Annotated in this window: 22 protein-coding genes; 20 read left to right on the top strand and 2 right to left on the bottom strand. The window is 51.5% G+C overall.

All coding sequences use genetic code 11. The features are described 5' to 3' along the window. Positions 1-662: 662 nt before the first annotated feature. From FQ179_RS06760 to FQ179_RS06670, 19 genes are all read left to right on the top strand, one after another. Positions 663-1,874 carry an efflux RND transporter periplasmic adaptor subunit gene (locus FQ179_RS06760; protein ID WP_149396450.1) on the top strand — a complete coding sequence of 404 codons (1,212 nt, stop codon included), beginning with the start codon at positions 663-665 and terminating at the stop codon, positions 1,872-1,874. Positions 1,875-1,902: 28 nt separating this feature from the next. Beyond that, positions 1,903-3,090 carry an ABC transporter permease gene (locus FQ179_RS06755; RefSeq protein ID WP_255474859.1) on the top strand — a complete coding sequence of 396 codons (1,188 nt, stop codon included), beginning with the start codon at positions 1,903-1,905 and terminating at the stop codon, positions 3,088-3,090. Further along, positions 3,083-3,808: an ABC transporter ATP-binding protein gene (locus FQ179_RS06750; protein ID WP_149396449.1), complete on the top strand. Its 726-nt coding sequence runs from the start codon at positions 3,083-3,085 to the stop codon at positions 3,806-3,808. The genes FQ179_RS06755 and FQ179_RS06750 overlap by 8 nt, the downstream gene beginning before the upstream one ends. 887 nt (positions 3,809-4,695) lie before the next feature. Beyond that, positions 4,696-5,181 carry a curli production assembly/transport protein CsgE gene (locus FQ179_RS06745; RefSeq protein ID WP_149396448.1) on the top strand — a complete coding sequence of 162 codons (486 nt, stop codon included), beginning with the start codon at positions 4,696-4,698 and terminating at the stop codon, positions 5,179-5,181. Further along, positions 5,182-5,652 (top strand): curli assembly protein CsgF, encoded by a 471-nt coding sequence (locus tag FQ179_RS06740; RefSeq protein WP_255474858.1) that lies wholly within the window; start codon positions 5,182-5,184, stop codon positions 5,650-5,652. Beyond that, positions 5,652-6,626, top strand: a complete 975-nt coding sequence (locus FQ179_RS06735; protein ID WP_149396447.1) for a CsgG/HfaB family protein — start codon at positions 5,652-5,654, stop codon at positions 6,624-6,626. Before FQ179_RS06740 ends, FQ179_RS06735 begins: the two co-directional genes overlap by 1 nt. Then, positions 6,626-7,159 (top strand): hypothetical protein, encoded by a 534-nt coding sequence (locus tag FQ179_RS06730; protein WP_149396446.1) that lies wholly within the window; start codon positions 6,626-6,628, stop codon positions 7,157-7,159. Before FQ179_RS06735 ends, FQ179_RS06730 begins: the two co-directional genes overlap by 1 nt. Positions 7,160-7,225: 66 nt before the next feature. After that, positions 7,226-8,386, top strand: a complete 1,161-nt coding sequence (locus FQ179_RS06725; RefSeq protein WP_149396445.1) for a hypothetical protein — start codon at positions 7,226-7,228, stop codon at positions 8,384-8,386. Between the two features lie 683 nt (positions 8,387-9,069). Beyond that, positions 9,070-9,495 (top strand): curli production assembly/transport protein CsgE, encoded by a 426-nt coding sequence (locus tag FQ179_RS06720; protein WP_255474913.1) that lies wholly within the window; start codon positions 9,070-9,072, stop codon positions 9,493-9,495. After that, positions 9,496-9,966: a curli assembly protein CsgF gene (locus FQ179_RS06715; RefSeq protein WP_255474857.1), complete on the top strand. Its 471-nt coding sequence runs from the start codon at positions 9,496-9,498 to the stop codon at positions 9,964-9,966. Further along, complete coding sequence (locus FQ179_RS06710) at positions 9,966-10,937, top strand: CsgG/HfaB family protein (RefSeq protein ID WP_149396443.1); 972 nt, start codon at positions 9,966-9,968, stop codon at positions 10,935-10,937. The genes FQ179_RS06715 and FQ179_RS06710 overlap by 1 nt, the downstream gene beginning before the upstream one ends. Next, positions 10,934-11,467: a hypothetical protein gene (locus tag FQ179_RS06705; protein ID WP_149396442.1), complete on the top strand. Its 534-nt coding sequence runs from the start codon at positions 10,934-10,936 to the stop codon at positions 11,465-11,467. The genes FQ179_RS06710 and FQ179_RS06705 overlap by 4 nt, the downstream gene beginning before the upstream one ends. A gap of 66 nt (positions 11,468-11,533) precedes the next feature. Further along, positions 11,534-12,706 carry a hypothetical protein gene (locus FQ179_RS06700; RefSeq protein ID WP_188074522.1) on the top strand — a complete coding sequence of 391 codons (1,173 nt, stop codon included), beginning with the start codon at positions 11,534-11,536 and terminating at the stop codon, positions 12,704-12,706. A gap of 196 nt (positions 12,707-12,902) precedes the next feature. Beyond that, a complete protein-coding gene (gene csgH / locus FQ179_RS06695) occupies positions 12,903-13,214 on the top strand; it encodes a curli-like amyloid fiber formation chaperone CsgH (protein ID WP_149396440.1) in 312 nt (103 codons plus the stop codon). Between the two features lie 216 nt (positions 13,215-13,430). Next, positions 13,431-16,853, top strand: a complete 3,423-nt coding sequence (locus FQ179_RS06690; RefSeq protein ID WP_223146202.1) for a TM0106 family RecB-like putative nuclease — start codon at positions 13,431-13,433, stop codon at positions 16,851-16,853. Between the two features lie 217 nt (positions 16,854-17,070). Then, positions 17,071-17,424, top strand: coding sequence for a hexameric tyrosine-coordinated heme protein (locus FQ179_RS06685; RefSeq protein ID WP_255474856.1), 354 nt, complete (start codon positions 17,071-17,073; stop codon positions 17,422-17,424). 69 nt (positions 17,425-17,493) lie between these two features. Continuing rightward, entirely contained in the window at positions 17,494-18,240 is a 747-nt protein-coding gene (locus FQ179_RS06680) for a hypothetical protein (RefSeq protein WP_149396438.1), read from the top strand. 56 nt (positions 18,241-18,296) lie between these two features. Then, on the top strand, positions 18,297-19,322 hold the full coding sequence (locus tag FQ179_RS06675; protein WP_149396437.1) for a hypothetical protein: 1,026 nt from the start codon (positions 18,297-18,299) through the stop codon (positions 19,320-19,322). A 5-nt stretch (positions 19,323-19,327) separates the two neighbouring features. Next, positions 19,328-20,497, top strand: coding sequence for a hypothetical protein (locus FQ179_RS06670; RefSeq protein WP_149396436.1), 1,170 nt, complete (start codon positions 19,328-19,330; stop codon positions 20,495-20,497). Positions 20,498-20,510: 13 nt separating this feature from the next. Here FQ179_RS06670 and FQ179_RS06665 read toward each other — a convergent pair whose 3' ends face one another. Both FQ179_RS06665 and FQ179_RS06660 read right to left on the bottom strand, forming a co-directional pair. Then, entirely contained in the window at positions 20,511-21,104 is a 594-nt protein-coding gene (locus tag FQ179_RS06665) for a hypothetical protein (protein WP_149396435.1), read from the bottom strand. Between the two features lie 625 nt (positions 21,105-21,729). Beyond that, a complete protein-coding gene (locus FQ179_RS06660) occupies positions 21,730-22,626 on the bottom strand; it encodes a TIGR01777 family oxidoreductase (protein WP_149396434.1) in 897 nt (298 codons plus the stop codon). A 252-nt stretch (positions 22,627-22,878) separates the two neighbouring features. Between FQ179_RS06660 and FQ179_RS06655 the strand changes: the two genes are divergently transcribed. Then, entirely contained in the window at positions 22,879-24,228 is a 1,350-nt protein-coding gene (locus FQ179_RS06655) for an ABC transporter substrate-binding protein (RefSeq protein ID WP_149396433.1), read from the top strand. Positions 24,229-24,279: the final 51 nt, after the last annotated feature.

Raw genomic sequence — 24,279 nt, 5'->3', positions numbered from 1 at the left:
CAGGCCTTGTGGGATGACAGGCTGGCAAATAATGTCTGTATCGCTTACTAACATATAAATAATAAAATACTTAAATCTCAGCGATATGGCCATAGCCCAAGAAAAAGAACGAAATATAAACAGCTAAGAATAGAGAATCACGGGCTGAGCATCTAGCTGCTTTCTTTACATGTCTAAATTTGTGACTGCGGGGAGGGGGGGGCTAGGTGGTTCACCACCCTCTCGCGAGTTTCTTTCTCTTTGACAGGGTGGGTTTTTTCTAAGCATCGTACGCGGGTTGAATTTTGACGTGGGAGTTGGGTGGCAGAAATCGCCCTCCGTCAATGATAGCGTTGCTTAATGTCTTTTTGTTAGTACTGGCGAGCAGCAGACTGGTTCACTGCAATCGATCTTGATGGACTGTGTTCTAAAGTGCATCTATAAAGATGAGCTTATCCCACTCATAATTCACCTTCGAACACCATCAGATGAAATGATTGCTGGGATCATTGCATGGTGTAATCAGGTATAAGAATCGCCAAAAAGAGGGTAGGCGCCAGAACAATCTTCACGTATCGCGTGAACTTACAAGTTTGACCATAGTGCCGAAGCTTTGGCTTCGATCAGTGACTGTCCGGTTCAGTAATGGCTAAGTTGTTGTCAACAGAGGAAAAAAATTCGCGATGGGGCAAAAAAGGAAATGGCTGGTCTCAGCCGTTGTTCTGTTGATGGGCATGGGGTTTTTTGCTTATCGTGCCTGGCAGGGCCCGGTGGTATCAGCGTATCAATTGGTTAACCGTCCACTCGTGCAGTATGTGGTGGCGACCGGACGTATTACGTCCGAGTCACGCGTTCAGGTAGGCAGCGAGATTACCGGCGTCGTCACCGAAAGACTGGTCCGCGAGGGGGATCACGTCGTCGCAGGAGAGGTTCTTATTCGGCTGCGGGCTGATGAATTGCTCGCCAAACAACAAGAAGCCATCGCTGCGCTGGCACAACTTAGGGATGCGCGTCGACCTCGCGCTTTGGCAGACCTAAAGCAAGCAGAGGCGCAATTGGCGCAGGCCAGACGCGAAGTAAAACGGCGCCAAGTATTGTTGGCGTCCAACGCAATGCCGCGAGAAGAAAAAGAAAGGGCTGATCAGGCATTGGCTATTGCATTGGCTGCGGCTGAACAGGCGCGTGTTGAGGTGGCATCGCTTGGGGCAGGAGAAAGCGAGGACGCTTTAATTCAGGCTCGGGTAGACGCAGCCCAGGCCGCCTTATCCAAGACTGTATTGCAAGCCCAGTTTCCTGGGGTAATTCTGACCCGCAACGTCGAACCCGGTGACTTGGTGCAGCCAGGAAGAGTGCTGCTCGAAATTGCGCGTGACGATGATGTTGAGCTGTTGGTTCCCGTCGACGAGCGCAATCTTGGTTTGCTTAGGCTAGGTCAGATGGCGGTTTGTATTGCCGATGCCTATCCGTTACAAGAGTTTCATGCTGTAGTGCATCGAATTGCACCTTCTGTAGACGCGCAACGTGGCACAGTGGATGTTCATTTGTCTATGGAAGAGATTCCCGATTATCTACGCGACGATTTAACCGTAACGGCCACCATCGAAACGGGGCGACGACAACAGGCACTGGCGCTCCCAAATGACGCGTTATTCAACAAACAAGGCTCGCAGGCCAGTGTCTGGCGGGTACGCCAAGGTGTTGCGCAGCAGGTGCAGGTTTCTCTTGGCTTGCAGGGTGGAGCCATGACAGAAATTACATCGGGATTACAGGACGGTGACTGGGTGTCGACATCGGTCGACCTGGCCGAAGGGCAACGAGTACGTCTCTCGGCACAAAAACAGGGCGCAGCGATGTCTGAAGCTGAAACAAGCAAAGAATTGCCAATTAAATTCTAGGCGGGGCATGCATATGTGGCTAGAGCTGATGATAGCAGTCAAATTTCTGAGGCAAGGAGTGTCACAAACGCTGCTCATTTTGGTAGGAATCGCGGTAGGTGTGTCGGTTATTGTGTTCATTACGACGCTAATTGTGGGCTTGCAAAACAACATTATCGAACGTACTTTAGGTACGCAGTCTCATATTCGTGTTGAACCACCCCGAGAAAAAAACGCAGTGATTGCGGTGCCTGAAGGCACACTGGCACTGCGAGTGGAAGAAAAGCGTGTGCAGCGGCTGCGTTCAATTAATAATTGGATCCAGGCCCAGAGCGTCCTTGACACCTTACCCGAGGTGACTGCCGTGTCTCCAGTGGTTGCCGGCCCCGCGTTTGCGCGTCGCGGAGACGTTATTAAAGCTGTGTCGTTGGTGGGTATTGATCCGAGTCGATACGAAAAAATTGTTCCCGTAAGTGAAAGCATTATTTCGGGTGAGTTTCGAGTTGGCGCAGGCAACGCCGTCATTGGAAAACTGCTGGCTGACGACCTGGGCCTGGAAGCGGGCAGTAAGCTGAGGCTAGAAGCGGGCGATAACCGCCACGCCATCGTGACCGTGACGGGCGTTTTCGAATTAGGCGTGCGAGAGCTTGATCTGCGGTATGTGTATCTTGATTTAAAGCAGGCGCAGTCGCTGCTTGACTTGTCTGGAGGCGTCACCCTCATTGACGTGACTGTGCGTGATTTGTTCGCAGCTGATGTTGTTGCAGCGAGAATTGGGCGATTGACAGGGCTAAAGTCTGAGAGCTGGATTGAGTCCAACGCACAACTCATGAACGCCTTAACCTCGCAGCGTATTTCAACGTCTGTCATCAGTTTTTTTGTGGCTATTTCAGTGGCTTTTGGCATAGCCAGCGTTTTAGCCATCACTGTCACGCAACGCACCCGTGAGATCGGAATTTTAAGGGCTATGGGCGCTCGACGAGAGCAGATACTGCGGGTTTTTCTCGTACAAGGGGGCTTATTGGCGTTAATGGGTTCTATCTTGGGTGGCGTTCTGGGCTACGGCCTGGTCTGGGGCTTTAATAATTTCGGCCCTAAATTGTTCTATATACCCCTTCCCACTGGTTTGCTTTTAATCACCATCGGGGTGGCAACTTTGACCGGGCTTTTGGCGGCGATGGTGCCGGCGTGGCGTGCTTCGCGTCTGCATCCGGTTGAGGCTATTCGTTATGTCTGATGACCCCGGCTCAATTCTGCGGCTCGAAGGGCTGCGTAAATCGTACAACCTGGGCAAGCCCAACGAAATCGAGGTGCTGCACGGCATTGACCTGACCATAGGCCCACATGATTTCGCGGCACTTGTGGGGCCGTCAGGATCTGGCAAAAGTACATTGCTTAATATGTTGGGCTTGCTCGATGAGCCCACCTCGGGCGAATTGTATTTATTGGGCAGGCCAACAGCCCGAATGAGCGATGCAGAGCGCACGGCATTGCGTGGTGCCCAGCTTGGTTTCGTCTTTCAGTTTCATCACTTGATCCAGGCTTTTACTTCTGTTGAAAATGTGCTGATGCCGCTTATGCTCGCAAAAGGAAAGCCGTCGCGCGAAGATCGTGAGTATGCTATAGACCTGCTCGATGAGGTTGGTTTGCGCAAATACGCAGACGTTAAACCTAGCGATTTGTCGGGAGGGCAGCAGCAGCGAGTGGCGATAGCACGTGCCCTGGTTACCCGCCCCGCCTTGTTATTGGCCGACGAACCCACGGGCAATCTCGACACAAAAACAGCGGCAAATGTGTTTGAGTTATTCAGGCGGTTTAATCAAACGTTCAACTGTGCAGTGCTCATCGTTACGCACGACGCGCGTCTTTCAGCTTCGTGCGACCGCACCATTACGTTGGTTGACGGGCGCATCGTTAGCGATGAAGTCGAGGTCAGCCAGAAAGCGGATAACTGAGGCACTACACAGAGCGCATCTAACCTTGGCAGCCCGCAAAGATTAGTCGCGACGCATTGGACGCGTCGTCTTGGGTAGCCTCATGCTTCTGTGTAGCAGCCGAGATGGGCAGTCAAGCTTGAGTTCGGTGCACCTAGGCGCTTAGGTTACCTATTGTTGGCGTAGTCGTAATCAGATCTTTGTCTTTGTGTTCATTGGACAGCAGCAAATGTTGTTTTGGCTGTGTATCTGTCTGCGAAGAATTGTAAATGCGTGACGACGAGTGCTGCTCGTTGCAGACGGCACATGTGTCAAATGCTCAAGGCTCGAAGCGCAAAGCACCAAAGCACCAAAGCACCAAAGCACCAAAGCACCAAAGCACAGGGCACAGGGCACAGGGCACATTCTCATTATCTAGCACTAATCGTAAGTAAATGCCATATGGTTAACAGCCTAGTACATCTAGCCGATGCGTCTGTAAAGCTTAAAATTCCACGCTAATTCACACCTGAGTTTGTTTATTTAAAGATGCCCTAGGGCACAAGATTAGACAAAAACTCGCGATTAGCAAGCTAAAAAATAACAGTAATAACGCTGCGTATCGATATGTTTTGCCTTCAATTTAGCTGCTGTTAGCAGCATGAGGCCTCTCAGGACCAGGGTGTCGATGTCATTGCTTCAGCCTGCCAACTCGCACAGAAACCGAGGGCCTTATTTGCTGGGTTTAGGATATGGCTCGACCAAAAAATCTTTCAAATGTAAAAATTCACTAATCTTTTCTATTTGACGTTTTGTAATAGGTGTAAATTAGCAATTCTTAATTAAATACAGAAACGATCAAAGTGCTTTATTTTTTCAATGTGTCTTTCGGCGTTTTTCCAGGCAAGCATGGCCGAGGAAACGGGAAAGTGCTGCGATGCTCTATACAGCTTGCGGTGATCGTGTTTGCCTTGGCTGGCCAGAATGCACTGGCAAAGACATCCTCCACGATCTCCCATGGAATGAAGCCCGCCAAGACCACGCTTTCGAGCGCAGGCACGCGCCTTGATTCGGGGCAGATTGATAACGATCCGCTAGGCGGCATCATCATCAACCGAACCATGACGGTTCTGGGATGGGATTTTTACAAAAGCTTTTCTGGGCTTTGGCAGACTTTGCATCCCGATTCGACCTTCACAACAACCGTGTACGAAAGAGCGACCCCCCAATTCGGTAGCGAGATTTGGGTGAGCTACAAGGACGAGCGCGTGTTTCATACATTTCTCGCGCCTGCACGGTCTGGCGTGAAGCAAGCGAGCAGTCAGGCGGTCGAAATCGCTTACAAAAACATCATTGATCTCAACATACAGCGCAGGCTAGTCAAAAGCCCCGATCTGGGTCCGGAGGAAATGTAAATGAACAACTATATGGATAAACGAGGTGCTGGATTAGCCCGCGCCTTGGCGGCCGCAGTGGCAGTGACGCTGGCTTCAGCAGCAGGAGCGACTCCGCTCACCTATACGCCGGTCAACCCAAATTTTGGGGGCAACCCGCTTAATGGCAATTACCTTCTCAGTAGCGCCCAAGCGCAAAACAAGCACGAGCCGTCTTCGCCGGATCTTGGTGCATCGGACCTGGGCCAGCAGACGCCGCTGGATCGCTTCAACCAGACGCTGGAGCAATCCATGCTTAGTAGGATTTCGGCCGCGGCGACCTCTCAGTTGTTTGATAACAGCGGCAACCTCATCCCCGGCACGGTGAACACGCAGGACTTTTCCATTGTCGTGGCCGACGCGGGCAGCGGGTTGTTAACGATTACCACGACCGACAAAACGACTGGTCAGACGACCTCCTTTCAGGTCTCCTCTTCTACGTTTGGTCAATAATGAAATCACGCTATCTTACGCAGCAACCACGGTGGCTCCATCTTACGAAAGTGGCTGTTGCCTGTTCACTGGCGAGCCTGCTATTAGGGGCCTGTGCATTTGTACCGCCAGCTGGCACGCACAACGAAGCGCACCTGACGCCGCCCACTAAAGCCACGCGCGATCTGCTGCAATTTCCTCCGCCTAAGGGCAAGGTGGTAGTGGCTGTTTATGGCTTTCGTGATGAAACAGGGCAGTACAAGCCGTCACCAGAGAGTGCTTTTTCAACCGCTGTGACGCAAGGTGCCGGTTCCATGCTGATTAAGGCGCTCAAGGATTCGGGTTGGTTTATTCCGGTAGAGCGTGAAGATCTGCAGTCGCTACTTACCGAAAGACGCGTAATACGTGCAATTGATGACGAGGACGCGACGGCGGGGCAGTCCAAAGTGAAGGTTCTTAGCCTAATGCCGGCTTCTATTGTGCTCAATGGTGGCATTGTTTCGTACGACAGTAATGTGCGAACCGGAGGCCTGGGTGCCCAGTTTCTGGGGGTTGGTGCAACGGCCCAATACAGGGTGGACCAGGTCGGCATCAACTTGCGCAGCGTTGATGTCAACACGGGCGAAGTTTTGCAAAGCGTCTCCACCACCAAGACGATCTATTCGTATGAGATACATCCTAGCGTCTTCAAGTTTGTGAACTTCAATGATTTGCTGCAGGCCGAAGGCGGCATTACCAGCAACGAACCCGCGCAGCTGTGTGTGCAGGAAGCGGTTGAAGCGGCTGTTGCGCACTTGATAGTGGGTGGGGTGAAAGATCATTTGTGGGTGCTAAAGAACGCCCAGGATTGGAATAACCCTGTGATCCAGCGCTATCTCGAGAAAGAAAGTAACTATGTGGAGCCCATCTCGCCCAAGGCCGCTGATGCGACAGCAAAGAAGGCTGATGCCACCGCCACAACCGCTGATTCACCACCCCCATCAGGGAGTCTTTAATGAGTAATAAACATGTGCAGCGTGTTTGCGTTGCGATTCTGGCGGGCACTTGTATGTTTGGGGCTGGTGCCTATGCTTCCGACTTGGGCTTGATGAGCGATATGGCACCCAGCGAATTGTCAGGTGGTACCAACTCGACCGCAAACATAACCCAGGCTGGCCAGTTGGGCAGGGCGTCGATCACCCAGGCCACTGGCGCCCAGCAACACGCGCGCATTTTGCAAGCGTCAGGAACTGCCAACAGCGATGCCCAGATCCTGCAAAGTGGTTCAGGCAACAACGCGGTGGCTGTGCAATTGTCAGGCAGCAATAACGCGCTGAACCTTACGCAAAATGGGGATGGCAATCTGGCGGTCGCCGGCCAGATGGGTTCTGGAAACCAAATCAGCATTAACCAGAACAACGGCGGAAACAGCGCCGCTGCCGCCCAAATAGGCGCCCAGAATCATATCGATATTACGCAATTGGGAAACCAAAGCATCGCTGTTACGCAAATCGGTTTTGGTGGTTCCTTCAAAGTTGTTCAACCGTAGCCTAGGCTGCTGGCCACTAGGTTGCCTTATAACGTTCGGCCTTCACTTGTAGCGATAGGTATTATCATGAGAATTAATTTGTCAGCAGTAACATTGGGCCTGGCCCTTGCTTTTGGCGCCAGCACTGCGATGGCCGCCAGTGCAACCATCACCATCAACCAGCCCGGATCGGTAAACTCTGCCGAAGCCGTGCAACAAAACTCGGGCCTTGGCATTAACACCGCAACCGTCAACCAACTGGGCGACCACAATACGGGCAAAATCAGCCAGAACGGCAACGCCAGCTACGCGACGGCCACCATCACTGAAAACACGGGTGCTAACGGCAACAACAGCACAATTACGCAAACCGGTAACAGTGGTGCAATCGGAAACACCCAAAACTGGGGTAGCCACAATACGTCAAGCATTGCTCAGGTTAATGTTGATGGGGCTTATGGCGTGGTTTATCAAAACGGCAACGCTAACATTGGCGCCATTGATCAGAGCAACGGCAGCAACCAAAGCGCGACCATAAACCTGAACACATATGGCGGTCATGGCAGCAATAACAATGCTGCCATCACGCAGGTTGGTGTTAATCAGAACGCCACGGTTGAGCAGAACGGCGCCACGCATGGCAGTGCTGTCATTGATCAGAATAGAGGTTATAGCCCCTTGTTTGGCTATGACACCGCTTCCATTACTGATTCGGGTAACCACGATTCGTCTTACATCTCTCAGGTGGGTGGGTCCAGTTCCGGCTACTACAACGCGGCCACTGTGGATCAGTCAGGAGCAGGGCATACCGCTAACATCAGCCAAGACGGGTATTCGGATCAAGCGACCGTTCTGCAAACAGGCTTCGGTAACAGGGCTGACGTCAGCCAATTATCGGGTACCTACCAAAAAGCCATTGTGACCCAGTCTGGCGCGTTCAACCTGGCACAAGTTGACCAGGCTGATTCCGGTGGCGATAAAGCCATTGTGACGCAAACGGGTACTGGCGAGGCGGCGTTTATCTCGCAGAGCAACTCGTATATGCAACCCCAAACAGCCACTGTGACGCAGTCGGGTGTACTTGAGCTTGCGCGCGTGAACCAGTCAGGGTTGTCTCAAACAGCTACTGTGACACAGTCGGGTATTTTAAATACAGCGCTTGTAACCCAGACCAGCACTGCAGCTTCAGGCATAGCGACTATTAATCAAAGCGGCTTTGGCAACCTGGCTGTAGCTACGCAGATGTAGTCTGTACCGCTGTAACGGCGTAACAGGAAAACGAGGGTGTATCGCAACGGTACACCCTTTTTTCCTCTTGTCGATCAGAAGAAAGACAGGAATTGACGATCATCAGACCTAATTACAGATTGAATGCGTTACGCCGTGCTTACAGTGTTTTTATCAAAATACGTAGTAAAGGTTAAATCTCGTTAATTTTTATTAATGGCCTAGGCCATATGGCGGATAAGCGATATTGGCCAGACAAATACGATCATTCTGAGTCGAAGCGTTACTAGTTGATGACAGAAAAGAGGGCTTTTCTTCAACGACATCATAAGCAAAAAACAAAGGTGAAAGGCCTATATTTGTGTGTTTTATGCCATAAATAGGCGGTTTTAGCAGTTATATGTTTTTTCAGTAGAGACGATCAGACTATTTCCTACGGCTGTAGCCTCGTCTGTCGAGTGTTTTTATTCAGTATGAACCAGGCATTTTTCATTAACACATATCGCTCTCTATTAATAGCCGACTTAAAGCCTATCTTAAATTTGCGTTCAATTGCTTACATTAAGCATCAAACACGAATTAGCAAGTTAGCGCATAAAAATTAGGGGAATACATGTCGGAACACATTACCCGACGCCTTTGTTGGCGACGTTGGTCATGGAGTGGTTAAGGTGCAGCGATTTGGAATACCGCTCGTCTTGATCGTGTCTGTCCTGATATGTCAGAGCGCACTCGCGAAGGCACCAGCTAAGCTCGGGCCTGGGGATAACGGCGTAGTCCGTGATTCTGGCGAAATCAATAAAGATCCGCTGGGCGGGATCATTATTAACCGAACCATGACGGTTCTGGGGTGGGATTTCTACAAGAGCTTTTCCGAACGTTGGCAAACTTTGTATCCCGACTCTAAGTTCACGATCACGATTTATGAACGAGCCACCCCTCAGTACGGTAGTGAGATGTGGGTGAGCTACAGGGATCAACGTGTTTTCCATACGTTTCTTGCGCCAGCGCGGTCTGGCGTGAAAGAAGCCGCCAAAGAGGCGGTTGCCATCGCCTATAAAAATATCGTCAATCTAAACATACAGCTCAGGCTATTCAAAAGCCCTGACCTGGGTCCAGAGGAAATGTAAGTGAACATATTAATCATTAAACATGGCGCTGGATTAGTCCGCGTCCTGACGGCCACCGCAGCGATTACGCTTGCTTCGGCAGCCGGTGCCGGGCAGCTCATTTACACGCCGGTGAACCCTAGTTTTGGCGGTAACCCGCTTAACGGTAATTACCTTCTGGGCAGCGCTCAGGCACAAAACAAGCACGAGCCGCCTTCGCGAGATCTGGGTAAGTCGGAGCTGGGCCAACAAACGGCTTTAGATCGATTCAATCAGACGCTGGAGCAATCCATGCTTAGCCGTATTTCGGCCGCAGCGACTTCACAGTTATTTGACAACAGTGGCAATCTGATCCCTGGCACGGTGAATACGGAAAGCTTCACGATTGTTGTGGCAGACGCGGGTAGCGGGTTGCTGACCATTACGACGACCGATAAAACGACGGGTCAGTCGACCTCCTTTCAGGTTTCCTCTTCCACGTTTGGTCAATAATGAAATTACACAACTCACCCCAAGCACCAGCGTGGCACCGTCGCACGAAAGTAGCTATTGCCTGCACACTGGCAAGTGTTTTACTGGGAGCGTGCGCTTATGTACCGCCCTCCGGCACCCACAACGAGGCGCACTTAACGCCGCCCACCAAAGCGACCCGCGATCTGCTGGAGTTTCCTCCGCCCAAAGGCAAGGTGGTTGTGGCTGTATATGGCTTTCGTGATCAGACCGGGCAGTACAAGCCCTCACCAGAAAGTGCCTTTTCCACGGCAGTCACGCAAGGCGCTGGCTCTATGCTGATCAAGGCGCTTAAGGATTCAGGCTGGTTTATTCCGGTTGAGCGCGAAGATCTGCAGTCGCTGCTTACCGAAAGACGTGTGATACGGGCCATCGATGACGAGGACTCCGGCAATGGGCAGTCTAAGGTCAGGGTTCCTAACCTTATGCCAGCTTCCATTGTGCTTAATGGTGGAATTGTTTCGTACGACAGCAACGTTCGCACGGGGGGCCTGGGTGCGCAGTTCTTGGGCGTAGGTGCATCGGCGCAGTACCGGGTGGATCAGGTGGGCATTAATTTGCGCAGCGTTGACGTCAATACCGGCGAGGTTTTGCAAAGCGTTTCCACTACCAAAACCATCTATTCCTACGAGATACATCCTAGCGTCTTCAAGTTCGTGAACTTCAACGACTTGCTTCAAATTGAAGGCGGCATTACCAGCAACGAGCCCGCGCAGCTGTGCGTGCAAGAAGCGGTTGAAGCGGCAGTTGCGCACTTAATCGTGGGTGGCGTTAAAGACAATTTGTGGGTACTGAAGAACCCGCAAGACTGGGACAACCCTGTTATTCAGCATTATTTGAATAAAGAGAGCACCTATGTAGAGGAAGTTCCGTCGAAGACCGTAAGCGGGGCAGCCAACGGAACTGATTTCGCTGCTGCTGACTACAAATCTCTTTCCTGGAGTAATCCATGAATAACAAACGTATTCAACGTATTCGTTTAGCGCTTGTGGCAAGTGTTTGCGTGCTCGCGTCGGGCGCCTATGCCTCTGATCTGGGTTCGATGATGGATCTGGCACCCAGCGAGCTTTCCGGCACCAACAGTTCGACCGCAACCATATCCCAAAGTGGCCAGGTGAACAAGGCGTTAATTACCCAGGGCAGCGGTGCCAACCAGCATGCACGGATTCTGCAAACATCTGCGAGCGTCAATAGCGAAGCACAGATTCTGCAGAATGGTTCTGACAACATGGCAGCAGTCGTGCAATTGTTCGGCGCCGATAACTCGGCACGCATTACTCAAAATGGGGATGGAAATCTGGCGGCCACCGGCCAGATGGGTTTCCAAAACCAAATCAATATTAATCAGAACAACGGCGGAAACACCGCCGCCGCCGCACAAATTGGCGGCCACAATCAAATCGATATTACGCAGTTGGGAAACCAAACCATCGCTGTTACGCAGATCGGTTTTGGTGGCTCTTTCACAGTTGTTCAACCGTAACCTAGCCTAATGGCCACTGGGTTGCTTCTTTATTTTCGGCCTACACTTATAGCGAGAGATAACATTATGAAAACCAATTTATCAGCTCTGGCGCTGGGCCTGACCCTCGCCTTTGGTGCCGGCACATCAATGGCCGCCAGCTCCAGCATCGTCATCGACCAGCCAGGATCGCTGAATACTGCTACCGCCCAGCAGGAAAATTCGCACTTGGGAAATAACACAGCGACCATCAACCAACAGGGCAACCGCAACACCGGCACAATCGGTCAAGACGGTAACGTTAGCTTCGCGAACGCTGTCATAAATGAGCTTCCTGGTGCCAACCGCAACACAAGCTCAATCACCCAAGTCGATAATGGCAATGGTGCACAGGGGCATATCACCAATTGGGGTAGCCGCAACACAGGGAGCATAACCCAGAGCAATGTCGGCGCACCTGCTGGCAGCGATCCTGGCGTTTATGGTTTGATTTATCAAAACGGTAATTCAAATACAGGTACCATCAGCCAGCAGGACGGTACTAAGCTAGTCGCCACGATCAATGCCAACTCTTACGGTGGTTACGGTAGCGACAACAATGCCTCCATCACCCAAGTCGGCTCTTATCAAACGGCAACGATTGAACAAAATGGCGCCACAAATGGCAATGCCATCATTGATCAGAGCGCACAATTTAACCCGTCGCAAGGCTATAACACCGCTTCCATTACGGATACCGGCGATCACGACTCTTCTTCGATCACTCAGGTAGGTTCTAACCTTCCTAAAACCGCCACTATAGATCAGTCAGGCGCGCGCCATACAGCCGATATCTACCAGCGCGGGTCGATGGAGACGGCTACTGTCATCCAATCAGGCTTTGGCAATACAGCTAATGTCTCGCAGGTCGGCAGCTACAATGACGCTAATGTGACACAGTCGGGCGCTTTGAACACCGCGCACGTCGATCAAAGTGGTGCTGTACTTCAAGCCAATGTGATCCAGTCCGGTAGCCTTGAGGCAGCGTTCATCACACAGGGTGGTAAAGGCCATATCGCTAATGTGACACAGTCTGGCTTTCTTGAGCTGGCTGTCGTTAATCAGTCGGGTAATGGCGCAGGCATCATTCAGACAGCTAATGTAATGCAGTCGGGCAACTTGAATGCAGCTTATGTCTCCCAGTCGAGTACTACTGTTTCAGGCGTAGCCACCGTCACTCAAAGTGGTAATGGCAACGTCGCTACAGCCATTCAGATGTAAGCTATTCTTATGTAATGATGTAGTAGGAGAGGGAGTGTGCCGCAGTGGCGCACTCCCTTTTTTTCTTTTTTCACAGGACGGGGGGGCGATCTTCACCCGCCCCATACGGCATCGCGTTCATCATGCACGGAACACGTTCCAATAGAGCACCGTCCCTAATTGAAATAAACTAAAGTAATGTTTTCAGGAGCACATAATGATGGTGGCTGACTTCAATCTACAGGTTTGGCTCGAAACCGTACCTGACACGCATCCAAGCGTGGTTATTCCCTACGTTAAAAGCGACAAAAGTGGCAAGCTTGAGTACGCGCTAAATGCCAAAAAAGAAGGTCGCGGTGGCTCGTCGCAAGTAAGCCAAAGTGGTGGGGTGCAGGTGGTGGCAAACCAGGCAACGGCCTTGTCGCGCTTTTCGATAAGTGTCAGCAACGAAGACAAGTGCCAAATTGAGCTAAAGTTCGCCGAAAATGGCAAGCCCGTAGGCACCTATAATTTTGATTGCCCGCGCTAGAGTGAGGTATTGATCGCTCCCATCGTTGGTGTTTTCGTCTGTATCACCGACCAAAGTGACAAGGTGACGCTCATTTTTCTCGGGCATGCCTCCCAATTGAAGTGTCGGTAAGGCATTCGCTCCTGACTGTCTTCCACATACGCGTAGCGGTATGTGCCATATATGTATAGAAACCAGCAAGACCTCGTTTTCTCCCCAAGCGATTTGACCACCTTCATGGCTAGCCCATTCGCCTCGTGGATGACGCGATGGGCACTGGAGTGTCCGCAAGATGCACCACAGCGGGATGAGGATGATGCCCTGAATACCATGCTGGCTGAAAAAGGGCTGGTTCATGAAAGTGGGCTGTTGGGCCAGTTTCAGGCCCAAGGCCTCCGGGTTGTTGATATAGGTAGTGTGGGCGACGGTGCCAACAAAAATATCGCTGTAAAACTGCAGGCAACCCATGAAGCCATGCAGTCTGGCGCTGATGTTATCTATCAGGCTGTATTGCAGTTGCCGCCGTTTAGAGGCCATGCCGATTTTCTGGTTAAGGTGGCTGGCGCCAGCACGTTAGGCGATTACCATTACGAAGTGTGGGACACCAAGCTGGCGTCCTCGGTTAAGCCGTATTTTGTAGTTCAGCTTTGCTGTTATGTAGAAATGCTCCAGGCCTTGCAAGGGCGGCGTGCCGACCACATTGTGGTTGCTCTGGGTAATCAAGAATGCATGCGCCTGAAGACCGAAAACTACTTCTACTATTACCTGGCCCTAAAGGCCCGCTTTCTGGCGGAGCAAGAAGCTTTTGATTCCACAGCCATGCCTGACCCGGCTGATTCAAAAAGCCATGGCCGATGGTCTGAATACGCCGCGCAGTTACTGCAAGATAAAGACCACCTTTCACTTGTAGCCAATATTTCGCGCTCTCAGGTCAAAAAACTAAACCGGGCAGGTATTTCTACATGCCGGCAACTCATTGACGCAAAGGCTGAGCATGTGCGCGGTGTCAGCAGCGAAACCATGGCAAAACTCAAGGCGCAGGCGGCTATTCAGTTAGCCAGCCAAGGCCAAGAAAAGCCGTTGTTTGAAGTGCTGCCGCCAGACCCTGAACAACCTGAAGCAGGGCTTGTGCTGTTGCCCCCGCATTCTGATCTGGATGTGTTTTTCGATATTGAAGGGTTTCCGCTGGATGAGGGCGGGCTTGAGTATTTATGGGGCTGCACCTACCTGGATGACGCCGGTCAACGCCAGTTCAAGGATTTCTGGGCACATGACCGCGAGCAAGAAAAACAGGCATTCAGTGATTTTATCCACTGGGTGTATGAGCGCTGGCTACGTGACCCGACCATGCACATTTACCACTACGCCAACTATGAGATCGCCGCGTGCCGGCGGTTGATGGGGCGTTACGGCATTGGTGAGCACGAGGTTGATCAGCTGTTGCGCAACAATGTATTTATAGATTTGTACAAAATCGTGAAGGGCGGCCTTCGCGTTGGTGAACCCAAGTATTCGATCAAGAATATTGAGCACTTATATCGCGGCAAACGCGACACAGCGGTGGGTAGCGGCGGAGACTCAGTCGTTGTTTACGAGCAGTGGCGCAACCTGCACCAGCAAGGGCAAGAAGGCAATACCTGGCAAACGTCGGCCATCTTGAAAGACATTCGCGACTACAACATTGATGACTGCAACTCAACGCAAGAACTTACCATCTGGTTGCGTGAGCAGCAGCACGTTCATGGCCTTGTTTACAGCGGCCAGCTCGAGCTGATAGAACCACCAACCAGCGACGAAATCACGGAACGCACCCAACGCCGTGACCGTTTATTAGCGCGAGCCGAGACAGAACCTGAAGATCAGGCGCGTATTACCGAGAACCTGGCGTGGATGCTTGAGTTTCATCGTCGTGAAAGCAAGCCCACTTTTTGGCGCTTGTTTGATCGCCTGGGCTTGAGTCATGACGAGCTTGAAGACGATATTGATTGTCTTGCCAACTGCCGCCGTACTGGGCGAGAAGCGTTCAAGCCCACTACCAGAGCCAGAAATCTGGCCTACGAATACCGCTTCAACCCCAATCAAGAATTCAAGACGCCACGTCAGTCGTCCATGTATCTATTGGAAGAGCCGTTGCGCAAGGTCACGTTCCTGGCGGACATGTCCAACCTGAAAGAAGGCTTGTGTGTGGTGCAGTCTGCCAATGATCCGGGTGACCTGATCTCGCTGATACCCGATGAGTACGTGAACCCCGGAGCCATCCAGAAGGCAATTGACGATATGGTCAAGCGCTATGAGGAGGGTGTTTTGGGCGACGCCGCCATTCTTGCTTTTTTACGGCGTGATCCGCCGCGTATCTCGTTGCATGATGGCGGCCCGATAGTCGCGGCGTCTGAGCCTGGCGAACGATTGGCCCAGGTGATTAGCGCCGTTGAGCGCCTGGACGGCAGCTACCTTACCCTGCAAGGCCCACCGGGGTCGGGTAAAACCTACACAGGTAAACACATTATTGCTCACCTGGTAAAGCAAGGTAAGCGTATCGGTATTAGCAGCAATAGCCACAAGGCAATCAACAACCTGTTGGTGGGTGTCGCCGAGTACTGTCGTACGGAAGCGATTGCCGTGCAGTGTTATTGCACCAAAGACACCGGGCCTGAGGTCACGGGCAATGGCATTGTAGTGACCAAGAACGAAGCCATCGCATCATGCGTGGAACCCGGCTGCGTCATTGGAACCACAGCCTGGGGTTTTTGCCGCGACGAGATGGTGGACCAGCTCGATTATCTGTTTATCGATGAGGCCGGGCAGGTATCGGTGGCCAACCTGTTGGGCATGAGCCGGGCCACAAAAAACCTTGTGTTAATGGGCGATCAAATGCAGTTGGGGCAACCGTCGCAGGGTTCACACCCGGCAGACAGTGGTTTGTCGATACTCGATTATTTGCTGCATGATTCACCGATTATTCCCGAGCACATGGGCGTGTTTCTTGATACGACGTTTCGTATGCATTCTGCCGTTAACCACTATATTAGCCACGCCATTTACCAGGGCCAGTTAAAGGCTGACGCCAATAACGACCGACAGCAAGTTATTGTGCCAGAAGGCTATGAAGGTAATCTAGACAAGAGCGCGGGTGTGGTCTTTGTGCCCATGGCACATCAGGGAAACACGCAGGCCAGCGATGAAGAGGTTGAAGTTATTGCCAAGCTTGCTGCGCAGTGTCTGCAGCGACAGTTTATTGCCAAGGACGGCAGCACGCGGCCCATTACATGGGATGACATGCTTTTTGTCGCACCTTATAACCACCAGGTTAATAAACTACAGCAAGCGCTTGGGCCGCAGGCCCGTGTAGGTAGTGTCGACAAGTTTCAGGGGCAAGAAGCACCTGTCGTCTTTTTTAGCCTGTGTACCAGCGATGCGTCAGAGTCGCCGCGCGGCATTGATTTTCTCTTTGATATACACCGCATCAATGTTGCCATTTCGCGTGCCCAGGCGCTGGCAGTAGTCGTAGGTAACGAGAGTTTGTTTTGTACCGATGTGGCCACAGTAAGCCAAATGAGTCAGGTAAACGTATTGTCCCGCTTATTGCCATTGATTGGTGGGGCGGCTGACGATGCCGTGTCAACGCACGCTGCGTCCGTAGCGGTCACTACCGCAGAGTAGAACCAGTCATGGTGGTGCTGACTACTTCAGCACAGCGAGATCAATCGCGGCTAGGTGGGCATTTTCGCGAAACTGGTACGCCCTAATACCCCTGTTGACGGTGTGGAGCACCTCCCGCTAGCATGGGGTTGATGAAGTTTGCTTTTTACGCCGTGGCCTTTTTCAAGACGCCATAAAATTCTGTGCAATAAACAGTACTTTTTAGGGGGATGACAAAATGAATACGACCGTATATCGGCGATGTACATGGATGCCAAAGCGATTTCTCTTTACGTCGTTGTTGGCAGTGACCTTGGCCATAGGCTATATCAGTATTGCCTCTGCCCAAGACAAGCCTGAAATGCAAAAAGCAGGCTTGGCCACGCTTATTACAGAAACACCTGAAGCAGGCTTCGCCCTTGCGGTAAAGTTGTCGCAAAAGGGTGTGGCAACCACCCAAACTGACCCAGCTGTTCGCAAAGCACTACGCCCGAGTTATGCTCATGATGCCAACAGCCTGATCGCCGTCTCTCATGTTGTGGCTACGCATTTCCAGACCATTGCCGCCGCTAACGAGTATTGGCGTAAATAGTCTGACACAAAGCACGTAAACCTCGAGCAAATGCAGGGTACTTGCCCTGCATTGCTGTAAGGAGCAAGCATGCCGAAGCTCTTTCTGCCTGAACCAGGTCCAAGTATGCGGTGGCATGTGCTTGCGCGGGTGTTGCTTGCCGTTGCATCGGCTGCCAGCAGTGTGGCAATCGCGGCTCCGCCAAAAATGGCTACACTTAAAGGGGTTTTTAACGAAACCATAAGTCAGGATGTTGTGGTGAGCGGCGCAGTAATCGTTGGTGTTTCTGATAACAGCGTGATAGATGGCAAGGCGCTGGGCAGTCTAGCCATCATAAGCGAAGCGAATTCTGCCGCGTCTGAAGTCTGTCTGAGCGTTCTGACGCGAGATGGCGTATACATGGCCAGTAATCAGTATGTGTTCCCGCCAGATACGCAGCCTGGTGATATTGTTTTACTACCGTATAAAAAATCTCTACAACTGCCTTTTCTCGCTAAATACGCAAATTTAGAAGTCGCCGTCCAGGCTGCCAACGGGTCGTGTGATGCGCCCACTGGCAATACCTATGTGGTGCATCGTTCTGATTCTGCTGAACAGCATCAACTGCGTTTGTACATTAATTCGTTCAATGCCACCGATGTGTATGCATCATTTTCCGATCAGAATGCCGTCGATTGTGTACCCGTTGAAGGGCGACGCACTAGCTTTGATTACGTCTGCAATGTTGACGTGCCGGCTGCTTTAAAAGGCGCGGCTGAAGTCACCATAGAGCGCGAAATTTACGGACGTGAATTGCCCAAGGCTTCTGTAACTGTTCTTTATGGCGGCACCCCATGATGGATGAGCCGGTTTTACCTGCGGATAAGGCCGGCGCAAACAGGACGTCTTGGGTTATGGCCAAGATTCAGGTGTTTTTGTTCTTGGGTTTGTTACTGGTTGTCGTAATTGCGCTGTTTAATATTTTGCGAGCACATGCCTCCTGGCAGCTAAGCCTGACTGCGCAGACTGAGATTATTGACATTAAACTGGTAGGCCGCACCCAATGGGACATTGGGCAGGCACTTGTCTGTGAGCGACTACCTGGTCGACAAAAAGCGGTAGAGGGCCCAGAGACACATGAAAATGCCTGTGGCAGCCAGGCTTGGCAAGCGCTGAAATGGCCTGATACGGCAAACAAACAGCTGTTGGATTTAACTGCTGACGTTGGAAACCCGATAAACGTCAAAATATCCACTCAAGCTTCCGGCGTGGTGTACATGGCTTTACGACGTGATAGCGGACCGCTTGGGTTTGTTAGTACTGATGAAAGCGATTCAGTCCGACGCCCGTTGGCTTCACAGGTCAATGTCAGCTGGCGACCCCGCTCTGAAGTGCGGCAAGTCTCAACGACCGTATTACCATTTGCAGGGCATACAAAGGTAGGACATGATGTGGCGTGGAGCGTCAATAAAATGCTGCAAGGTGGGCAGTTGGCTGTTTTTGCGGCATCTGAAGATGCGCTGGCAGGCAGAACCTTGGCCGAGGAGTCTACGCTCATGCTTGGAGACCAGGTTGTATTAGCCGGTGTCAGGGATAAAAATGGTGCGCTTGTGTTGCCAAAGGGATTTGTGCGCTTTACCACGGCGCAGCCTGATATCAGCGCGTACAAAACCATGGATGTTGTAATGTTTGCACCCGCAGAGGGCGTGGATATCGAGCGTTATGGCGGGGGCAAATACAGTTTCCAGGCCAGTTGGTGGGTCAAAGTTAAACATCAAAGCACACTGGTTATAGCCTTGGTGTTGTTGACGGGGTTTTTGACACTGGCCAGTTCGTTGCTGAATGTTCTGCGGGCGATGCCTGACGTCAAACGCTGGTGTTGGGGTCGCCGCAAAAAGGCAGTGGCGAACGCGCCTGATGATGACGCTGAAGAGGGATAGGGCTTATGCTGTCAAACACAAGCATGCGTAATAAGCTCTGGCTAATTAGGATGATGCTGGCTTGCTTGGCTCTGCTCACGTCGTCCGCATTTTCGCAACAGGCCGTGGTGTTGTCTGCCGGACAGACAGCGCTTGAAACAGGTCAATCATTTCTGACCACTTATGCAGGGCGCTGCTATGCGGTAATGCCCATGCACGTTGCTGTGGAGCAGGGAGGCAGACACAACGTGCGACGTGAGGGCAAGCAACGCTTGTTTGGTGAGGCCGGCACGGCCACTGATCTGGCGGATGATGTCGCCATAGCCCCCGTACAGGGCATAGCAGAGCCCGACTGTGGTCTAAGTGCGTCCAGCATTGCCCGCGCGGTAGACTCACAGCTGAAGCGCAACGGAATCGCTGTGTTGCGCTACGTTAACGGTGATGGCACGATAGGGCAATTGGCTGTCAGTATCGTAGATAACGACGGCGTCCAGTTACTGCGTGTTCAACCTACGCGTTCCAGCAGTGTCATACGTAAAGGTTTTAGTGGTAGCCAACTGCTTATCGACGGTGCAGTAATCGGCATGTTGGTGTCTGTCAATGCCCGGTCGGGGGTCGGAACCGTAGTCCGGCAGGACTTTCTCATGTCTAAAGTGGATGCCTTTCTGCGAAATGAAACGGCAACGCGGAGCGAGAGGAATGCCAATGCATCGCAGGCACGCGAGGCAGAATCAAATACTGAGCTGCCAGCCGAAGCGAAAGAGATCGGCGCACAATCAAACGCCATGCTAGAAATTAAAGCCTGGAGCAATCCGCCGACAGACGATGCGTTTCGGGCACAAAATCTGTACGCTCAGGGTAATGATGGGCTGTGGCGTGTCGCACCGGATGAATGGCCGCTGACGCTGGATTTTTCGCTCGGCGCAAAAAGCACTGTGGTGTCAGGTATTGTGCTGGATGGCCGTGGGCTGCCTGGTAACGAATTACCCGGCAGGGTAGAGATACTGATCAAACCTACCCCAGTTACGCGTACCTGGACGTCAGTTATATCGGTGGCGCCGGCTTACCAAGATGGTGTGGCCACCATTCACTTTGCACCCAGGCGTGCACAAATGATTCGAGTAAGCATTGCCTCGACAACAGATACAGCAGATGCTGTCAGCCTGCGACGATTGAAGGTGTTGTGGCAACAATGATGCTAAGTTCGGTTCAAAATAAATCGATCGATGCGATATATGGAATGTTACTTCGATTTAGTGTGCCTTTAAGGGAGTTGTCGTCCTGTAGTGTCAACACTGCGTTGATATTGCTATATAGAAGTAATAACTGAAGGTTGTTGACTTGGCCACTCCATGAGCTGGCAGTAAACACTCCTTCTTTCTCATCTTTTTTTTGCATGGTTAGCGCTATTGCAGAACCGTACTGTTCAAGATATTTTTTCGCCTCAGTTTGTTGTCGCGGAGATGATTTTGGATCGACAGCCAGTTTGATGTGCAGTTGCGTTAGCGACAGCACGGCGCCTTTCAGAGCTGTTGAGCGCATCATGCTATCGGCACTGGTTAAGCCAGTTTCAATGGCCAACTTATGAAGACCGGGGTCGTCTTGTTGCAGCATTTGATTGAAAACGGCCAGCCGAACACCAGGATCGGGGTCGTTTAAGGCAAGCTTGTACTCGTTATGAATTCTGGCTTCAGCGCGTGCCTTTTCCAGAATCTCTGCCACACTATCTTGGGCAACGGCGACTGGCACAAGAACAGGCCAAAGCAGACAGGCCGATAATGCGACAGATTTGATTAAGCTCATTGGATACCCCACGGCGTTTTAAGATTGCTGTTACTGGGTAGTTCAGATTGTGCTCAACAGGCCAATACGCGGGTGTTAGTGCATCAGTTGTGAAGGCGGCACATTCCGGGCATTAAGAAGGCTCTGAGCAAGCTCCGGATAAAAAATAGATTCTATAAAATCAATCAGTTAAGACAACGGACTCAACTGAAAATCGACTTACTCAGACCTTTCTTAGTTCTCTGATCAATTTTCAGTTACAGCCTGAAATAATGAAACGGGCATAAACCCTAGATTCAATATGGTGAATGATGCTTATGTGTGCTGCGGGCTGCAGTTGAGAGGGTCTCCGCGAGCCTTTTTTTGAGTTTAGTATTTCGCGTCGTTTCTCCATCGTTTTACAGTCAGATTTAATCGCAGGAGCCCACATGGTTTGATGCACTTCAGCCTGTAATTTACGTAGTTTGATGTGGCCATAACTAGCCATCTTTATGCGTAGCAAACGAGTGAACGATAAAGGCCAGAGAAACGGAAATACCATGCACTCTGCCTTTTGGTGCACACTGCAAGGCAAGGCAAGGCAAGGCAAGGCAAGGCAAGGCAAGGCAAGGCAAGGCAAGGCAAGGCAAGGCAAGGGCGGCACAGCTCAATACAACACATCAATCAAGGCTTCGTCCAGTCGTTCAAATTGAAAACGATAGCTTGCCGCGTGAGCGCAATGGGCCTGCACGCGCTGGCCACCCAACAGCAATATTGACATCTCACCCAAGGCCAGGCGCAAGAGCGCAGCGGGAACCGGCAAAACCGTGGGTCTGTGCAAGGCGAGCCCCAGTGCACGCACAAACTCGGCGTTGCGCACGGTTTGGGGTGCGCAGGCGTTCCAGGCCCCGGTGCACACGTCGCAATGCAGAAGAAAATCGATTAAACCCACCTCATCGGCAAGGTGTATCCACGGCATCCATTGCTGACCATTACCCAGTCGCCCACCCAGCCCTAAGCTAAAAGGAAGCTTCATCTTGGCCAGCATGCCGGCATTGGGTGCCAGGACAGGGGCAGTGCGCAACCGCACCACCCGAATGCCCAGGGTTTCAGCGTCACGCGCTGCTTCTTCCCAGGCTACACATAGTTTGCTGCCAAAATCGCCGGTGTCTGTGGGGCTGTTTTCGTCGAGTACGGCGTCACCGCAATCGCCATAGATGCCGGTGGCAGAGCCTGAGATCAGAACAGATGGGCGTATGGCTTGATTGGCTAACCAACTGACCAGATTTTGGGTGAGATCAACCCGGCTTTTCCAGAGCACCTCGCGCCGGGCCTTAGTCCACGGGCGATCAGCGATAGGCGCGCCCGCCAAATTGATTACCGCGTCTAAAGCAGCAGTGTCGTTCAGCTGATCCAGGCTTTGAATACCCCGAGCGCCGCTGCAAAGCTGAGGCACGTTCTGCGGTTGGCGGCTTAAAACGATAAGCTCATGCCCTTCGCCGCTCCAGCGCTTGCAAAGTTCTCGACCGATCAGGCCGGTACCACCAGTGAGCAGGATACGCATGGTATTGCCTCCATCATTACAGAACATCTTACCGCGATGTGTGTGGGTTGCATGGATTTTGGTGTTGGAGGAGCTGTCTTAGCTCTGCGAGACTCTCCACAAATGAACATGCTCCGATATACGGTTACATATAGTTTCGAATATTAAGGTTTAACAAATATACCCGCAGGTAATAGAATACAAGCGGAGAAGACAAAAAAAATATATACGGAGATAGCGCAGCAGAATGTAAACAAAGAAGGAGGACTACCAATGACCTCGATTTACAAACGTCGGCTGCGTATCTTCGCTGCCGTTGCCACCGCCGGCATATGTTTTACAGTAGCTGACGCAGTTGCTGCCGATAACGATCTCGTCATCGTGACATCGTTCGCCGCTGACCAGACAGCCGTGTTCAAGCAGGCTTTCAAAAAAGAACATCCTGATATAAACCTTGATGTCATCAACAAAGGAACGTCGGCCGGCGTACAGTATTTGCAGGAAACTGCAGGCAACAACAAAACAGATATATTCTGGGCCTCTTCGCCTGATGCTTTCGAAGTGTTGAAAGCGAACAATCTGCTCGAAAAATATGTACCGGCCACCAAGAAAACAGCATCCGAAATAAATGGCTATCAGATTGATGATCCTGATGGCTATTTTCTTGGGTTTGCCCTTTCAGGGTATGGATTCATGTGGAATACAAGCTACATGACGTCCTACAAACTGCCAGACCCTAATACCTGGGAAGACCTCACCAAGCCCATATATTTTCAGCATCTTGGTATTTCTGCGCCTTCACGTTCGGGCACGACTCACCTGGAAATCGAAACGATTCTTCAAGGCCAGGGCTGGGACAAGGGTTGGGAAACAGTCAAAGAAATAGCCGGCAATGCAAAGCTAATTACCAATCGCAGTTTCGGTGTTCCTGAGGGCGTTGATAGCGGTGAGTTTGGTATAGGCATAGTCATCGACTATTTTGGCTTTACCTCCAAAGCGGCAGGCTTCCCCGTCAAATTCAAATATCCTGAGGGAACAACGCTGGTGCCGGCGACTATTGGCGTCGTAGCCAATGCCCCGCATGCTAAGGCAGCGCATACATTCGTCGATTTTGTATTGTCTGAGAAGGGTCAGGAATTACTCTTTAACCCTAAAGTGATGCGGCTACCGGTCGCCGAGGACGCGTATAAAAATGCCCCTGAAGGCATTCCCAACCCGTTTAAGGGCGAGATTAAGGCCGGTGTGCATTTTGACTCAAACTTATCGCAAGGGCGCTATAACGTCGTCAACTCTTTATACGATGTAATGATTACCTATCGTTTTTCTGAGTTGCAGGCGGCAGTTAAGGCAATTGACGAAGCAGAAGCCGCAGTTGAAAAATCGCCTAACGATGAGGCTAAAAAACTAATCAGCCAGGCCAAAGCCTTGGTCTACAACGTGCCTATTACGGAAAAACAGGCGTCAGCGCCCGACTTCAGTGCCATCTTCAAGGTAAAGCGCAAGAAGGCCGAAGATAAGGTGGAAGGCCGTCAGGCTGAGGTAGAAAAAGACTGGGACGGTAAGTCCGTTGAAAATTACAGCAAAGCTAAAGATTTGGCTCAAAAAGCCAAGGCTATGCTGTGATGTTTCTCAACCAGGCGGCTTGTGCTCCTACTGAGCGCAGGCCGCCTTATT

It is taken from the genome of Pusillimonas sp. ANT_WB101 (assembly GCF_008369125.1).
Classification (GTDB): Bacteria; Pseudomonadota; Gammaproteobacteria; order Burkholderiales; family Burkholderiaceae_B; genus Allopusillimonas.
This window is presented reverse-complemented; position numbering and strand designations above follow the sequence as displayed.

Excerpts from the sequence above, each read along its gene's own strand:
- FQ179_RS06760 (WP_149396450.1), top strand. The coding sequence starts at position 663 with ATGGGGCAAAAAAGGAAATGGCTGGTCTCAGCCGTTGTTCTGTTGATG.
- FQ179_RS06755 (WP_255474859.1), top strand. The coding sequence starts at position 1,903 with ATGATAGCAGTCAAATTTCTGAGGCAAGGAGTGTCACAAACGCTGCTC.
- FQ179_RS06750 (WP_149396449.1), top strand. The coding sequence starts at position 3,083 with ATGTCTGATGACCCCGGCTCAATTCTGCGGCTCGAAGGGCTGCGTAAA.
- FQ179_RS06740 (WP_255474858.1), top strand. The coding sequence starts at position 5,182 with ATGAACAACTATATGGATAAACGAGGTGCTGGATTAGCCCGCGCCTTG.
- FQ179_RS06735 (WP_149396447.1), top strand. The coding sequence starts at position 5,652 with ATGAAATCACGCTATCTTACGCAGCAACCACGGTGGCTCCATCTTACG.
- FQ179_RS06730 (WP_149396446.1), top strand. The coding sequence starts at position 6,626 with ATGAGTAATAAACATGTGCAGCGTGTTTGCGTTGCGATTCTGGCGGGC.
- FQ179_RS06725 (WP_149396445.1), top strand. The coding sequence starts at position 7,226 with ATGAGAATTAATTTGTCAGCAGTAACATTGGGCCTGGCCCTTGCTTTT.
- FQ179_RS06710 (WP_149396443.1), top strand. The coding sequence starts at position 9,966 with ATGAAATTACACAACTCACCCCAAGCACCAGCGTGGCACCGTCGCACG.
- FQ179_RS06705 (WP_149396442.1), top strand. The coding sequence starts at position 10,934 with ATGAATAACAAACGTATTCAACGTATTCGTTTAGCGCTTGTGGCAAGT.
- FQ179_RS06700 (WP_188074522.1), top strand. The coding sequence starts at position 11,534 with ATGAAAACCAATTTATCAGCTCTGGCGCTGGGCCTGACCCTCGCCTTT.
- csgH (WP_149396440.1), top strand. The coding sequence starts at position 12,903 with ATGATGGTGGCTGACTTCAATCTACAGGTTTGGCTCGAAACCGTACCT.
- FQ179_RS06690 (WP_223146202.1), top strand. The coding sequence starts at position 13,431 with ATGGCTAGCCCATTCGCCTCGTGGATGACGCGATGGGCACTGGAGTGT.
- FQ179_RS06685 (WP_255474856.1), top strand. The coding sequence starts at position 17,071 with ATGAATACGACCGTATATCGGCGATGTACATGGATGCCAAAGCGATTT.
- FQ179_RS06680 (WP_149396438.1), top strand. The coding sequence starts at position 17,494 with ATGCCGAAGCTCTTTCTGCCTGAACCAGGTCCAAGTATGCGGTGGCAT.
- FQ179_RS06675 (WP_149396437.1), top strand. The coding sequence starts at position 18,297 with ATGGCCAAGATTCAGGTGTTTTTGTTCTTGGGTTTGTTACTGGTTGTC.
- FQ179_RS06670 (WP_149396436.1), top strand. The coding sequence starts at position 19,328 with ATGCTGTCAAACACAAGCATGCGTAATAAGCTCTGGCTAATTAGGATG.
- FQ179_RS06665 (WP_149396435.1), bottom strand. The coding sequence starts at position 21,104 with ATGAGCTTAATCAAATCTGTCGCATTATCGGCCTGTCTGCTTTGGCCT.
- FQ179_RS06660 (WP_149396434.1), bottom strand. The coding sequence starts at position 22,626 with ATGCGTATCCTGCTCACTGGTGGTACCGGCCTGATCGGTCGAGAACTT.
- FQ179_RS06655 (WP_149396433.1), top strand. The coding sequence starts at position 22,879 with ATGACCTCGATTTACAAACGTCGGCTGCGTATCTTCGCTGCCGTTGCC.